Source organism: Arcticibacter sp. (assembly GCF_045629565.1).
In the GTDB taxonomy this organism is placed as follows: domain Bacteria; phylum Bacteroidota; class Bacteroidia; order Sphingobacteriales; family Sphingobacteriaceae; genus Arcticibacter.
The window spans coordinates 72,937-87,557 of record NZ_JAZQRL010000100.1; the positions used below are offsets into that span (position 1 = coordinate 72,937).

Consider the following 14,621-nt stretch of genomic DNA (forward strand, 5'->3'; position numbering starts at 1 on the left):
ATGAAGATCATTATATCTGTTCAATTTGCTAACTTGTTATTGATTCACAACCAATTATAACATGACACAAAAATCAGATGAACCTAACGACGTTTCGAGAAGAAACTTTGTTAAGACAAGTGCTTTGGCGGCAGCCAGCTTCTTAATCGTTCCGCGTTTTGTTTTGGGCGGAAAGGGATATATTGCTCCCAGCGATCGTCTCCAGATAGCAGCCGTAGGTGTAGGAGGCAAAGGCCAAAGTGATATTGCTTCTTTCGCAGCAACGGGAAAGGCAGACATCGCCTTTCTCTGTGATGTTGACAGGCGTCGTGCTGCTACCAGCGTAAACGCTTTCCCGAAAGCAAAATACTACGAAGACTGGCGCGAGCTTCTGGATAAAGAGTCTAAAAGAATCGATGCGGTATCCATTGCTACGCCCGATCATAACCACGCTATCAACACCCTGGCAGCTATGCAATTGGGCAAACATGTGTTTGTGCAGAAGCCGCTCACCCACGACATATACGAAGCCCGTATGCTTACAGAAGCAGCAAAAAAGTATAAGGTGATTACCCAGATGGGGAATCAGGGGGCGTCAAATGATGGAGTCCGGCAGTTAACCGAATGGTATGATGCGGGTATTATCGGCGATGTACATACGGTATACTGCTGGACTGACCGTCCGGTATGGCCTCAGGGAATACCATGGCCTTCGGCCAAGGCTGCTATTCCGAAAGATTTGAACTGGGATTTATGGCTGGGGACGGCGCCGTTTAAGGACTACATTGATAAACTCGTCCCCTTTAATTGGCGCGGCTGGTGGGATTATGGGACAGGGGCATTAGGAGATATGGGTTGCCACCTGGTACATGCGCCATTTAAGGTTCTTGGATTGCAGTATGCCAAAGATGTGCAGGCAAGTGTAGGAACTGTTTATGTTGATGAGTTTAAGCAAGGGTATTTCCCTGAAAGCTTTCCGCCGTCCAGCCACGTGACCCTTACTTTCCCAAAAACCGGTAAAACCAGGGGAGATGTAACTTTACATTGGATGGATGGCGGAATACAGCCCGTAAGACCAGATGAGCTCGGGGCTAATGAAATATTCGGAGATGGAGGCAACGGCACCTTATTTGTAGGTACTAAAGGTAAAATGATCGCCAGTACCTATGGCGACGACGCCAAGTTGCTGCCGACTTCCCGCACGGCCGAGGTAAACGTTAAGCAAAAATTGAAGCGTATCCCGGGACAGGCCGAAGGGCACTATGCGCAGTGGGTCGAAGCGTGTATCGCAGGCTATGGTAATGCTGAGGTGAGTGCTCCCTTTGAAGAATCAGGTCCGCTTACAGAAGCGCTGCTGATGGCAAACCTCGCTATACGGGGGCACGACATCAGAAGGCCAGGCGCAAATGGCGGATGGATCTCCCCCGGAAAGAGCCTCAAAATGTTATGGGACAATCAGAATATGCGTGTTACCAACTTTGAGGAGGTTAATCAGTTCGTGAAGAGGGACTATCGAAAAGGCTGGGGTATGGGTGGATAGTGTATCAATGAAGCAGTTATGACCATCATCACTTTTGTTCTGTGACATTTATCACCGAAATCTCCTTTCTATTATGAAGAGATTTGGGGAAACAAAAAGAGGTGAAATACATTATTATTGGTGCTGTGGCTGGGGGAGCCAGTACTGCAGCGCGATTGAGAAGGTTAGACGAACATGCCGAAATAGTAATTTTCGAAAAGGGGCAATACATATCATACGCCAACTGCGGACTTCCATACTACATAGGGAATGTGATTAAGGACAGGAATAAGCTGTTTGTGCAAACGGCCACTTCCTTTGCTGCGAGGTTTAATGTAGACGTTAGAGTGAGCACCGAAGTGAAAACGATCAATCGCGCAGAGAGGACAGTCACAGCCATTGATTTGCTGAGTGGCGTAGCGTATACCGAATCATACGACAAACTGGTATTGTCGCCCGGTGCCAATCCAGTCCGACCAGCCTTGCCCGGGATGCAGCATGAGGGCATCTTTACGGTACGAAATGTGGCTGATACTGACTATATTAAAGCGTTTATTGCCCGGACAAAAGCTAAAGAGGCTGTGATAATCGGTGCTGGTTTCATTGGCCTGGAGATGGCCGAAAACCTTCATGAACTCGGTTTGGTGGTGAACGTCGTAGAGATGAGTAACCAGATCCTTGCTCCGGTCGACTTGCCTATAGCTGCTATCGCGCAGACGCATCTCCGGCGAAAGGGTATCAAGCTTTATCTGAACTCTGCTGTCAAAGGGTTTGAAAGGCAAGAAGGTCAGTTGAAGGTGCAATTACAGGGTAATATATCGATTGATGCGGATCTTGTGATACTTTCTATCGGCGTCAGGCCCGACACCCGCCTGGCAGAGAAAGCAAACCTTAAAATTGGCCGGGCCGGCGGAATCTGGGTGAATGACTATCTGCAAACTTCAGATCCCGATATTTATGCTGTTGGTGATGCTATCGAATTTCCCCATCCTATATCCAATCTGCCGGCGCTTACCTTTTTAGCGGGACCTGCCAATAAACAGGGTAGAATGTGCGCCAACAACCTTGTGCTGGGTAACAGGCAAAAGTATATGGGATCAATAAATACAGCCATCGTTAAATTTTTCGATCTTTCCATAGGTGTGGCGGGGGTGGCCGTGAAACAGCTGGAACGAAACGGAATTCCTCATCTTGTCGCCACTATTCATGGCAACTCTCATGCCGGTTATTATCCCGGTGCTCAGCTGATGACGATACAAATTGCTTTTTCTCCTGAAAGCGGGCAGCTCTTAAGTGCACAGGTCATTGGCGGAGAAGGTGTAGATAAACGTCTTGATCTCCTTTCTTTGGTGATCAAAAATAAGGGGACTATTCATGAATTAACAGAATTAGAACATGCTTATGCGCCTCCGTTTTCCTCGGCTAAAGACCCTGTAAACATGGTGGGCTTCGTAGCGGAAAATATCATGCATGACCGGTTGAAAGTGATCGATTGTGTCAGACTGCGCTCTGTGGAGCATGATGCTGTTTTAATTGACGTCCGTACACCCGGAGAATTTGCACAGGGCACCATTGAAGGCGCTCTCAACATCCCGCTGGATGAAATCAGAGGTCGCCTGTCTGAAATTCCTGCTGAGAAACCCGTATATATATTCTGCCAGCAGGGAATGCGCGGTTACCTGGCTCAACGGATTCTCGTGCAAAACGGCTTTCATCATGTCACTAATCTTTCCGGCGGGTATCTGCTATGGAAGTTCTATAGCGATGAGGACGCTCTCGTCAACCCCTGATTGTAAGGAAGTTTTACAAAAAGTTGCCAAACTTAGCGGTGTCCTGAGTTGTTACAAAAGCATGAACAAGATAATCCTGCTAAACAGACGACCTGAAGGGAAACCCACATTGGATGATTTCAAATTCGCAGAAGAGGAGATACCCGCTCTTTCAGAGGGTAATGTTCTCCTGAAAACGCTGTATGTATCTGTGGATCCTTACCTGCGAGGGAGGATGGCAGATGCGAAGTCATACGTGCCTCCTTTTGAACTCGGTAAGCCTGTGCAATCTGCTGTTGTGGCCGAGGTGCTGGAATCGAACCGTGACAGCTTCAGCAAGGGCGACTTTGTTACCGGCCTGCTCGACTGGAAGGAATATCAGGTGGTTGAAGGGAAGGGACTGAACAAGGTCGACGCTCATGCAGCTGATCTTTCTGCTTATCTGGGTATACTGGGTATGACGGGGCTGACTGCTTATTTTGGTCTTACAGAGATCGGGAGGCCAAAAGAGGGCGAGACGCTGGTCGTCTCCGGTGCGGCTGGTGCCGTTGGTAGTGTAGTCGGTCAAATCGGCAAAATATTCGGATGCAAAGTGATTGGCATTGCGGGAAGTGACGAAAAGATTGAACAACTCCAATCGAAATTCAAATTTGATGCCGGTATCAACTATAAAACTACCAAGGATATGACAAAAGCGGTTGCTGATGCTGCTCCTGACGGTGTCGATATCTATTTTGATAACGTCGGAGGGGAGGTGTCAGATGCTGTACTCGCAAATATCAATAATTTAGGACGAGTGCCGGTTTGTGGCGCAATATCATCATACAATGATACCGAGGTTTCTCTGGGGCCGAGATTACAACCTATAATAGTCAAAAACAGTGTTTTAATGCAGGGATTTATCGTTTCCAATTACGGCGCCAAATTCCCGGAAGGCATTAAGCAGCTGACCAAATGGTTACAGGAAGGAAAGCTGACTTACACAGAAACCGTCGTTAATGGCTTTGACCAGATACCGCAGGCATTTATCGATTTATTTGATGGTAAAAATAACGGAAAGATGGTAGTAAAGGTATGATGGCTCCTGTTTAGGGAAAGAAGAAAGCCTTGTCATCCCCGGAACATGAACAGCATAGCATACGTCATACCCGGACTTAGAAAATACGAGAAGCTTTTTTGTCAGGCGAAAAAAAAGCCGGTCGATTTAATGACCGGCTTTTTCTTTTTATGTATATCCAAGGATTTTCATTACCTGTTTGCTGTTTTGCTCTTCGCCGAAGACTTCGAAGTTGAAAGTCTCGTCGCGGTTTCTTCGGATCAGCACATGCTTAGGAGAGGGAAGAAGACAGTGATGAATTCCTCCGTATCCGCTGAGCACTTCCTGGTAAGCTCCCGTATGGAAGAAACCAAGGTACTGAACTTTTCTCGTTTTAGGCATGAACACACTGTTCATATGCGCTTCCTGATTATAGTAGTCCTGACCATCGCAGGTAATACCCCCCAGATTGACGCGTTCGTACTCAGAGTCCCAGTTATTAACCGGCACCAAAATATACTTTTGATTCAATGCCCAAACATCCGGCAAATTGGTGATAAATGAACCATCCAGCATCAGCCATTTCTCACGGTCGTTCTGTTGTTTACGGCCCAATACCTTATACAGTATGCCAGATGCCTCAGCGACAGTATATTTCCCGAATTCGGTCACGATATCCGGTTCCTCCACATCATGCTCAGCGCAGATTTCCTTGATACGTTTGACGATCTCGTTTACCATGTATTCGTAGTCAAAGTCGAATACCAGGGAATCTTTGAAAGGCATACCACCACCGATGTCCAGGATGGAAAGGGCGGGGTTGATCTTCTTGAACTTGCAGTAAAGCGTCACGTACTTCTCCAGCTCATTCCAGTAATAAGGTGTATCGGAGATACCGGAGTTGATAAAGAAGTGCAGCAGCGTTACCTCAAAGTTCGGGTTTGTGGCGATCTTGTTGTTATAGAAGTCGATGATGTCTTCCATTCGGATGCCCAGCCGCGAAGTATAGAATTGAGAATCAGGCTGCTCCTCTGCCGCAATACGGATGCCCAGGCTGCAGGGAATGTCCAGTTCATCATCATAAAGATTGAACTCTTCTTTATTGTCCAGTACGGGGATGATGTTTTTAAACCCATCATGAAGCATATCCACGATATACTGTTTGTACTGATACGTTTTAAAGCCATTACAGATCACGGTAATATCCTTCGAAACAGTTCCTTTCTTTTCAAGGGCATCGATCATCGGCAGATCAAAAGCAGAAGATGTTTCCAGGTGAATATCATTCTTCAAAGCTTCTTCTACGACATGCTTGAAATGGGAACTCTTTGTACAGTAGCAGTACATGTATGTACCACGGTAGTTATTATTTATGATGGCTTGCTGAAAGAGGATTTTCGCCTTCTGTATCTTCTTCGTGATCAGCGGCAAATAGGTAAAACGTAGGGGAGTACCGTACGTTTCGATCATCTCCATCAGGTTCAGGTCGTGGAAGTATAGCTCGTCGTCTATTACTTCAAATCCTTCCTGCGGAAATCCTACACTCAGGTCAAGAAATTCTTCGTAGCTCTGCATTTATAATATTAAAATTTGTGCAAAAGTGTAATTTTTTAATGAATAATATTTCCTTAAAATCGCTAAAGATTTAAATGTTTACAATAACGTGGTTTTAGGAGGGTGGATTTCCGCTATCATACAGCGCGCGCTACCTCCGCCGATGCGCTCTATAGTGGTTAATGGAGAATAAATGATTTTTCCGTAACGGGTTAATGCGCTGTGTTGTGTCTCGGTCAATGCGCTATAAGCGCCTGACGACATTACGATCAGGCTTTCGCCTTCCGTGTTTTCGATCTGTAATATATTCGCCGCAAAATGATTCATCTGATCTAATGACACGGGAATGATCTCTTTATTCGTTTCGATAAGGGAACTCAAAAAAGTGCTTCTTTCTTTCTCGTCATGAATGGCTTCCAGACAAACCAGGGCAAAGCCTCTGCCTATACATGTCATCACGTTAGTGTGATATATCGGTCTGCCAGCGTGATCAGTGGCATGGAAGGTTACCGTATCGTAGTTCAACAGGTTCGCGGCGTAGTTAAGCACATCGGGATGCGTCCGCGTGGAGATAGAAGCATAGGCAATAGAAAAATCCCGGTCGATGACCATGCTGCCTGTTCCTTCGAGAAACTTTCCACTCAGCTCAAAAAAGCTCAGGTCTACAAAATGCTTGAAGCGGTAACCGTTCTGTATGGCCTTTACAATGTCCATTCTTCTCTCCGCACGTCTGTTTTCCGCTTCTACAGGATAGATGATGAGCGTACCGTCTTCGTGCGTGGAGATCCAGTTATTTGGAAAAATGGCATCGGGGGTATCCTGCTCCGGATCGTCGTCTACTACTAATATCAGCACCTTATTATCGCGCAGCAAGGCCACAAAGCGGTCGAATTCGCGAAGTACCTGCTCATGAACCTGCTCGTTTGCTAAAGGGGCCTTCTGAAAAACATTACTAGCGGCCGTCTGCACGTTAAATGCGAATTCCGAAGGCCTGATCATCAATAGTCTGGATGTCGTTTGCATATTAATTAAATTGGATCTCGTAGCAAAGGCATGCTCATACATCTAAATCCGCCCCTGGCCCGGGAGAGTTCAGCCGAAGGCATGAGAATAAGTGTGCTTTTCAGTGAGTTGATGTCTGTCTCTCCAGCTTCCATTTTTTCAATAAATTCCTCCACGTGAATGACTCCGAAACCGCTCGCTTTAAACGCTTCCACAGTCCTGTCGTTTCGATCATATCCAAGTACTACGCCATCTTTAAGAGTAAGAAGATTGCAGGAGTCGGTCCACTGTTCACGTTCGTCGTGCGGAAACTCATCATTTCCTGAATAGATAAACACTGGTTCTTCCGTGCTGCCGAGATCTTTTAGGCTTACCGATGCGAGAAGGCTTTCGATGCTTTTGAATTTTTTCGGTTCGTCTTTATTCCTTTTGAACTGGAGAATCTGAACCTGGTCTGGTTTCTTTTTCTCGGTAAGATATTCAAGCGGCTGTCCCTTGATCTTATTACGCCCCGAACAGATGGAATGTAATACAACCCAGGTATGGCGATTAACCTGCGTAAACAGCGTGTCGATATGCATATAGTCGCGCTTATGCGGAATCTTCACAACGGTGACCTTTTCGACTACATGGTTGTCAAAAAGCAGGCGCATTGCCTGAGTCACGCCACTTGGCGATGTGCGCTCTGAACAGCCGATGATGACATGGTTTGGACTTACAACCATCACATCGCCTCCTTCGAGGGTTGCCTTCTCATCAGGCGCCTCACCTGGTCGCAGAAAGTGTTGTACCTGCTGAGGGATTTCCAGAATATGGTCGCGGTACGCAGCGAAAAGCGGATGGTTATAGCATATATACCGTGCGAGGAGCGCTTCCCGGTTCCGGGCTTTCTTCGCAGGCTTGTTGAGGAGAATGTAATTATTGATGACGATTCCGAGATCACGGGTAAAGATCAGGTTAGGGATGGGAGGGAAAAGCATCTCACCGCTCTGGAGTGATCCGGATATTAAAATCCTGGCTAACCGCGCCGGTTCGAGAGCATTCAGATCCGACTGTTGGTTGTAACTGCATCCTTCTATCGCGCAAACGGCGGCGCAAAGCTTCTCCCGGATGCCTTCGTTTTCGAGAATATCAGCCAGGAGCTTCTCGATCTCAAGAACGCGGTCTGAGGCGTAGAACCCCTGTATTCCCGGTTTGTAGAACGCACGGTCATGGTTTTGTCTATCGCCCGAACGTATCTTTTCTCTGAGCTTTTCAGGATCCAGAAAGTACAACAGTACCTGCACGTAATAGTCATACTCTTTTCGTACGGTGTCCAGATGCAGGATGTCTTCAAAGAGCCAATCCTGGGCTTTTGAGGGCGCTACTCGTCCGATCCCGTTGTCGGGACTATGAATCAGAACCGTCCGTAGCCGGCCGATTTCTGAATCAACATTGATCTCTGATCCGGGTATTTTCATAAGCATGGTGGTTGTATAACAAATCTAAAGGAATTTATCAGAATTTATAAGTGGCGTTTGTCGCGCTAATGATTAATTTTGGCGGATGGATTTTATTGTAAAAGGAACCCTTGAGGCTGTAAAGGCCTTATACCACATTGAATTAAAAGAGAGTGACATAAACCTTCAGGAAACCCGGAAAGAATTTGAAGGAGAAACAACCATCGTAACATTTCCACTTACACGCACTTCAAAGAAGTCCCCCGAGCAAACCGGGAATGAAATAGGCACTTATCTTCAGGAAAATCTTCCACAGGTTTCAGGTTTCAATGTAATCAAAGGCTTCCTTAATATATCCCTTAGCAATGCCTATTTGCTGGATCTGTTCCGCGGAACGATCCTTGCTCCTGCATTCGGCGAGCTTCCGTCTAACGGTAAAAAGGTGATGATCGAATATTCATCGCCCAATACCAATAAACCCTTACACCTGGGGCATGTACGCAATAACCTTCTTGGATTTTCAGTGTCGGAAATCATGGCTGCATCAGGTTATGAGGTGATTAAAGCGAACCTGGTGAATGACAGGGGGATACATATTTGTAAGTCCATGCTCGCGTGGCAGAAGTTCGGCAATGGCGAGACTCCTGAGAGTACCGGGCTAAAGGGCGATAAGCTGGTTGGAAATTACTACGTTAAATTCGATCAGGAATACAAAAAACAGATTGACGAACTGAAGGCTGCTGGTCAAAGCGAGGATGAAGCAAAGAAGAACGCGGAGCTGATTAAGGAAGCGCAGCTGATGCTCCGTCAATGGGAGGCGGGCGACCCGGAGGTGATAAATCTCTGGAAAACCATGAACAGCTGGGTGTATGCCGGTTTCGATGTTACTTACAAGAGCCTTGGTGTCGAGTTTGATCAGTACTACTACGAGTCTGACACTTACCTCCTCGGAAAGGACATCATAGACGAAGGCCTTGAGAAGAAGGTTTTCTTTAAGAAAGAAGATAATTCGGTTTGGATTGACCTTACAGCAGACGGACTGGACGAGAAATTGGTTCTGCGCGGTGACGGTACGTCTGTATACATCACACAGGATCTCGGAACCGCTCAGTTGAAATACGACGACTTCCAGATGGATGAATCTATCTATGTTGTTGGTAATGAGCAAGACTACCACTTTAAGGTGTTGTTTCTAATCCTCGACAAACTCGGAAAATCATGGGCCAAAGGCCTGTACCACCTCTCATACGGTATGGTGGATCTGCCATCTGGTAAGATGAAATCCCGCGAGGGGACAGTGGTTGATGCAGACGATCTCATTCAGGAGATGGTTGATACAGCTCGTCAGCGTACAGAAGAGTTAGGAAAGGTAGATGGTTTCTCCGCAGACGAAAAGGCCAGCCTGTACCGGATGATCGGTCTCGGTGCGCTGAAGTATTTCTTGCTGAAGGTAGAGCCTAAAAAACGTCTCTTGTTTGATCCGAATGAGTCTATTGATTTTCAGGGGCATACCGGTCCGTTCATTCAGTATACACATGCGAGAATTTGCTCGGTGCTCATGAGGGCCGATGTTGCCACGCCTGCGTTCGACGATATTGCCGACCTTTCGGCCGTTCAGCGGGAGTTAATTCTTGCCATAAGTAAGTACCCTGCTGTTGTTACGGCCGCTGCGGCTGAATTCAGTCCTGCACTGATTGCCAATTACGCGTTCGACATAGCCAAGCTCTACAATAAGTTTTATCATGAGGAGCCTATTTTAAAAGAGGAGAATGCGGACCTTCGTCATATCCGTCTCGCTCTTTCATCTGCTACCGCTTCTGTGTTGAAGAGAAGTATGAAGTTATTGGGTATCGACGTTCCGCAAAGAATGTAAGCTTACTGCTCTAAATACGTAAAAATGTTTTTATTCAATGTACGTGTGTACGGCCTTTTGATCAATGAGCAGGATGAGATCCTGCTTAGTGATGAAGAGCACCAGTCAGTGAGGTTTAGTAAGTTTCCTGGCGGGGGCCTGGAGTATGGCGAAGGTCTTTTGGATGCGCTCAGGAGGGAGTTCATGGAAGAATGTGAAACTCCCATAGAAGTTCTTGAGCATATATATACCACAGATTTCTTTGAAAAGTCGTCTTTTAATGAGAGTCAGATCATCAGTATTTACTATTTGGTAAAGCCTCTTGAACAGCTGAAGTGCCGTATTTCCACGGGCAGCTTCGACTTTCAGGACGACGGCGCAGTGAAGCAGTCGTTCCGGTGGGTGAAGAGGACAGCACTTTCTCCCGATGATGTAACCTTTCTTACAGATAAGATCGCCATCGAAAAGTTACATGAATTTACGAACAAAGCGGGGAGCTGAACTATTTGCTTAACTGATACAAAGCCCTAACTACCTATGGAACAACCAGCCGCACCCCCAGATAATACAGGTTCTGAAGAAATGCAACGATCGTTCAGACTGTTCTCAAAGGGGTTCCTGGTCGCCATGCTCGTGTTTGTTTCACTGATATCTTTTTTTGTGCTCGTTAAGCTGATCCTGATCGACGAGAACGAAGCTTTCGACCGCGAAATCTATTCGTTGATTGAACCCCATACAAACGAAACGACTTCCCGGATTATGGTGATTTACAGCTGGATCGGCGGTACCCGTTTCATGCTTCCCGCCAATATTTTGCTTATCTGCTATTGTCTGTTTATCAGGAAGGATAGGTGGCAATCCATCAAACTTGGCGTCATAGCACTCAGCAGCGTTTGCGTAATGCATTTGCTCAAGCTTGTCTTCAACAGGTCCCGGCCTTTGGTTCCGCTGCTTGATCCGGCATATGGTTTAAGCTTCCCAAGCGGGCACGCTATGACAAGTGTTACTTTCTTTGGTCTTTTTATCTACCTGACAGCCAAGCATGTAAGAAATATCTTCCTGAAGATTTTGCTGATCGTGCTGTTGTTTAGTTTTATTGTTATCATCGGTTATAGCCGCGTTTATCTACGGGTTCATTATCCAAGTGACGTGCTGGCCGGATACTGCATGGGAACTATATGGCTGGTGCTTTGCCTGTGGTTGCTCAAGCGGATCGAAACCAGGAAATGACAGACCCCTGTCGAACAAGACACCCCTTGCGGTGTTTTATCAATATAATTTCGACAATATGGAACGACGCAAAATAGGTAAATCAGAGCTCAAAGTATCTACAATTTGTTTTGGCGGCAACGTGTTCGGCTGGACCGCTAACCAATCGGTATCTTTCCAACTTTTGGATGAGTTTGTTGACTTGGGGTTTAATTTCATAGACACAGCAGACGTCTATTCCCGCTGGGTGCCGGGTAATTCAGGAGGTGACTCGGAGAAAGTCATTGGCCAATGGCTGAAAGAAAGCAAAAAACGCAAAGATATCGTGCTGGCTACCAAGGTCGGCTCTGAGATGGGCGAGGGACTTAAAGGCCTGAAAAAGGACTACATCATTCAGGCTGTTGAGGCCTCTTTAAGCCGGCTCCAGACAGACTATATAGATCTCTACCAGTCACACTACGACGATCCTTCTACTCCGGTGGAAGAGACGCTCGAGGCCTATGCGAAGCTGATCAGCGAAGGCAAGGTGCGGGTTATCGGCGCGTCCAACTTTGCGCCCGGGAGACTACGGGAAGCACTGGACGCAAGTGAAAAGGGACTGCCCAGATACGAATGTTTCCAACCGGAGTACAATCTAGTTGAGCGTGCGGGCTTTGAAACGGAATACCTGCCAATTGTAAAGGAGTACGGAATCGGTGTTATATCCTATTTCTCATTAGCCGCCGGATTCCTGACCGGAAAATACCGGTCTGAAGCCGATCTCTCCAAGAGTCCCCGCGGCGCAGGCGTTAAAAAGTATCTGAACGAGAAAGGCACTTCGATACTAAACAAGCTTGATGAAATCGCCGCGAAGCACGGTGCTACGCCTGCGCAAGTGTCACTTGCATGGCTCATTTCGCAACCCGGCGTTACAGCTCCTATTGCCAGTGCTACCAGCGTGGAGCAGCTGCGCGACATTGCAAAGGCTGCGTATCTGAATCTTGACAATGGAGACCTCGAAGAATTGAATGCAGTAAGCGCATATTAAGGCGAAAATCTCTAAGTTTGGCCTTAATGGGATATCAAAGTTTAGAAGCATGTGTAAATGACCTGGAGCAGCATGGCCATTTAATACGGATCAAAGAAGAAGTGGACCCTTACCTGGAAATGGCAGCTATACACCTGCGCGTTTACGAGCATCAGGGTCCAGCCTTGTATTTTGAAAATATCAAAGGCAGCAAGTTTCCCGCGGTATCCAATCTGTTTGGAACGCTGGAGCGCTCTAAATTCATTTTCAGGGACACTCTCGACAAGATCAAGACGCTGGTGGACATCAAGATGGATCCTGTAAAGGCCATGAAGAATCCCTTCAAATACGCCAATGTCAGCCTGACGGCACTATCGGCTTTGCCTATGAAAGTGGGCCGGAATGCTCCGGTGTCATTTGGACAAACCAGCATTTCTGAACTTCCTCAAATTGTAAACTGGCCGATGGACGGAGGGCCGTTTGTGACCATGCCTCAGGTGTATACGGAGGATTATGATAAACCAGGCGTTATGAACGCCAACCTGGGGATGTACCGCATCCAGTTGGGCGGAAATGACTACATACAGGACAAGGAAATAGGACTTCATTATCAGCTGCACCGGGGCATCGGAGTGCATCAGGCCAAAGCCAATGCTTTAGGACAGCCGCTGAAGGTGAGTATCTTTGTAGGAGGCCCCCCATCACATCCGCTGTCAGCCGTGATGCCACTGCCAGAAGGGTTATCAGAAATGATATTTGCTGGAGCACTGGGCAATCGCCGGTTCCGTTATTTCTACGACGACGAAGGATTTTGTATTTCCGCGGATGCGGACTTTGTTATCACTGGAACGGTCTATCCGCAGGATAATAAGCCGGAAGGACCTTTTGGAGATCACCTCGGCTACTATAGTCTGGTTCATCCTTTTCCGCTGATGAAGGTTCATAAGGTATACCATAAGAAGAATCCGATCTGGTCTTTCACCGTAGTAGGTCGCCCGCCACAGGAAGATACCAGTTTTGGCGCGCTAATCCATGAAATCACGGGCTCTGCTATGCCGAAGGAAATAGCTGGGTTGCACGAAGTGAATGCCGTAGATGCTGCTGGCGTACATCCCCTGTTGTTCGCGATCGGGAGCGAGCGGTATACGCCGTACCTGAACGAGCGCCGGCCTCAGGAGATCCTGACCATCGCGAACCAAATTCTCGGCCGAAACCAGCTCAGTCTGGCTAAGTATCTTTTTATTGCGGCAAAGGAAGACAATCCTGCTCTCCATACACATTCTATCGACACATTTATGATGCATGTGCTGGAGCGGATGGATTTTACCAGAGATCTCCACTTTCATACCAATACGACGATTGATACGCTGGACTATAGCGGTGATGGGTTGAACTCCGGATCTAAGGTGGTGTTTGCTGCTGCAGGCGATAAAAGGCGCGAGCTATGGCGAGAAATACCCTATTACTTTGAAGTACCGTCGCTGTTCGGTGGGTTTAAGCTGGCCATACCGGGCGTAATAGCGGTGGAGGGCATGCCATATTCTTCCGCGGAAGGCACGAAGAGGGAAATCGCTTTACTGGATGTACATTTGAAAGGTGTTGAACTAGATGGTCTTGCTCTGATTATTTTATGTGACAATGCTGAATTTACTGCAGCTGATATTAATAATCTGGTCTGGGTAACGTTCACGCGGAGCAATCCTTCGCATGACGTACATGGCATTAATAGTTTTACGGAGCATAAACATTGGGGCTGCAGAGGTCCTCTGATTATTGATGCACGTAAGAAACCTCATCATGCACCAGAATTAATAAAGGATCAGGAGGTCGAACGGCGGGTCGATAGGATGGGCGTCAAAGGAGGGTCTCTCTTCGGTATCATTTAATACTTCGAAACTTTCTAAAAGCGGAAGGCGTCTTTATCCTGATCAGATATCCATGCGTTCTGCCAGGGCTGTCTATGCCCTGAGGCCTGTTTCTGATCAGCCTGTGATCAGCCGAGGGCCAGCTAGTGGGCAGCTAGTGGGTGCAGCCATACCTCAGCCACCGTGTAGCCACCTTATAGCCACGTTTTGTAAGGAAAAGGTGGCTACACCGTGGCTGCAACGTAGCTACACCGTGGCTCTACCCACCAGCAGCTCACCAGCAGGCCCCCACCAGGTCACCACCAGGTCACCACCAGACCCGAGCAAGTCTCAGGGAGTTTCCGGAATTTCCTTAGGCTGGCATAAAAACAAAAAAGAGGGCGATCGCCCT

Annotated in this window: 11 protein-coding genes; 8 read left to right on the forward strand and 3 right to left on the reverse strand. The window is 47.2% G+C overall.

Annotated features, from left to right (window positions below):
• Positions 1-61: 61 nt before the first annotated feature.
• The 3 genes from ACKI5J_RS12295 to ACKI5J_RS12305 all read left to right on the forward strand — a co-directional run bounded on the left by ACKI5J_RS12295 (position 62) and on the right by ACKI5J_RS12305 (position 4,345).
• Entirely contained in the window at positions 62-1,519 is a 1,458-nt protein-coding gene (locus ACKI5J_RS12295) for a Gfo/Idh/MocA family protein (RefSeq protein WP_407429769.1), read from the forward strand.
• 101 nt (positions 1,520-1,620) lie between these two features.
• Positions 1,621-3,288, forward strand: a complete 1,668-nt coding sequence (locus tag ACKI5J_RS12300; protein WP_407429770.1) for an FAD-dependent oxidoreductase — start codon at positions 1,621-1,623, stop codon at positions 3,286-3,288.
• A gap of 61 nt (positions 3,289-3,349) precedes the next feature.
• Positions 3,350-4,345 (forward strand): NADP-dependent oxidoreductase, encoded by a 996-nt coding sequence (locus ACKI5J_RS12305; RefSeq protein ID WP_407429771.1) that lies wholly within the window; start codon positions 3,350-3,352, stop codon positions 4,343-4,345.
• A 147-nt stretch (positions 4,346-4,492) separates the two neighbouring features.
• On the opposite strand, the gene ACKI5J_RS12310 is transcribed toward ACKI5J_RS12305, so the two are convergent.
• The 3 genes from ACKI5J_RS12310 to ACKI5J_RS12320 all read right to left on the reverse strand — a co-directional run bounded on the left by ACKI5J_RS12310 (position 4,493) and on the right by ACKI5J_RS12320 (position 8,319).
• Positions 4,493-5,878: an arginine decarboxylase gene (locus ACKI5J_RS12310; RefSeq protein ID WP_407429772.1), complete on the reverse strand. Its 1,386-nt coding sequence runs from the start codon at positions 5,876-5,878 to the stop codon at positions 4,493-4,495.
• Positions 5,879-5,956: 78 nt separating this feature from the next.
• On the reverse strand, positions 5,957-6,880 hold the full coding sequence (ctlX, locus tag ACKI5J_RS12315; protein ID WP_407429773.1) for a citrulline utilization hydrolase CtlX: 924 nt from the start codon (positions 6,878-6,880) through the stop codon (positions 5,957-5,959).
• 5 nt (positions 6,881-6,885) lie between these two features.
• Positions 6,886-8,319 (reverse strand): arginine deiminase family protein, encoded by a 1,434-nt coding sequence (locus ACKI5J_RS12320; RefSeq protein ID WP_407429774.1) that lies wholly within the window; start codon positions 8,317-8,319, stop codon positions 6,886-6,888.
• Between the two features lie 85 nt (positions 8,320-8,404).
• Between ACKI5J_RS12320 and argS the strand changes: the two genes are divergently transcribed.
• Genes argS through ACKI5J_RS12345 form a run of 5 tightly spaced genes read left to right on the forward strand, consistent with a single transcriptional unit; the run spans position 8,405 to position 14,251 of the window.
• On the forward strand, positions 8,405-10,171 hold the full coding sequence (gene argS / locus ACKI5J_RS12325; protein WP_407429775.1) for an arginine--tRNA ligase: 1,767 nt from the start codon (positions 8,405-8,407) through the stop codon (positions 10,169-10,171).
• 24 nt (positions 10,172-10,195) lie between these two features.
• Positions 10,196-10,651 carry an NUDIX domain-containing protein gene (locus ACKI5J_RS12330; protein ID WP_407429776.1) on the forward strand — a complete coding sequence of 152 codons (456 nt, stop codon included), beginning with the start codon at positions 10,196-10,198 and terminating at the stop codon, positions 10,649-10,651.
• Positions 10,652-10,687: 36 nt separating this feature from the next.
• The gene (locus ACKI5J_RS12335; RefSeq protein WP_407429777.1) at positions 10,688-11,380 is read left to right on the forward strand and encodes a phosphatase PAP2 family protein; all 693 of its coding nucleotides are present in this window, start codon (positions 10,688-10,690) and stop codon (positions 11,378-11,380) included.
• A gap of 58 nt (positions 11,381-11,438) precedes the next feature.
• On the forward strand, positions 11,439-12,386 hold the full coding sequence (locus ACKI5J_RS12340; protein ID WP_407429778.1) for an aldo/keto reductase: 948 nt from the start codon (positions 11,439-11,441) through the stop codon (positions 12,384-12,386).
• Between the two features lie 26 nt (positions 12,387-12,412).
• Positions 12,413-14,251 carry a UbiD family decarboxylase gene (locus ACKI5J_RS12345; RefSeq protein WP_407429779.1) on the forward strand — a complete coding sequence of 613 codons (1,839 nt, stop codon included), beginning with the start codon at positions 12,413-12,415 and terminating at the stop codon, positions 14,249-14,251.
• Positions 14,252-14,621 lie beyond the last annotated feature (370 nt).